Source organism: Gluconobacter sp. P1D12_c (assembly GCF_018812105.1).
Taxonomy (GTDB): Bacteria; Pseudomonadota; Alphaproteobacteria; order Acetobacterales; family Acetobacteraceae; genus Gluconobacter; species Gluconobacter oxydans_A.
On the sequence record NZ_JACSIQ010000236.1, the window covers coordinates 1 to 554 of the forward strand.

Consider the following 554-nt stretch of genomic DNA (forward strand, 5'->3'; position numbering starts at 1 on the left):
CAATTACATTGTCGTCGGTCCTGCGGAGCTTCAAAGATACCAGTCTGCAAGCTCCTGAAAGGCGTCCTGATTAGCTTCGAAGTATTCGGAATCCGGAACCTCAATAGGAGGCTCATCAAGCTCTACGGGGTCTTGTAGACGCTCTATGTCGAGAACCTTTGACAGCATCCCATCTTCTAAGACGCTACCCCCACCTCTACCCATGTGAGATATCGTGTAAGTGTCAAGCATATATGCTTTTGCGGAATCATCCACCGCATTGATATCCCTGTTGCCAAGCTCCCACGAACCACGCAACGCAAACAGATTACGCCCCGTTAGAGCATCGCATCCAATTTTTTGGAGTTTTTCGATAMCCTGCTGATGGTGKCGCTTAGAGACAACTTCAATGAGTTCGAGAGCCTTTTTGCCGAGTTCAGTGTCAGGCGTCTGCGTATAATTCTGGACCATAAGACAGGGTTCAGAGACGTTATAGAAAGCATGATGCGGGAGCATCAGCCCAACAATCTTATTCTCCATCTGCTCGAATTTTATTTCATCACCAACGATGACAC

General features: G+C 47.6%; 1 protein-coding gene. It reads right to left on the minus strand.

Features of this window, described 5'->3' with window-relative positions:
• Positions 1-30: 30 nt before the first annotated feature.
• Positions 31-554, minus strand: a 524-nt coding sequence (locus tag KP705_RS16510; protein ID WP_215765036.1) for a hypothetical protein, incomplete at its 5' end; no start/stop codon positions are given.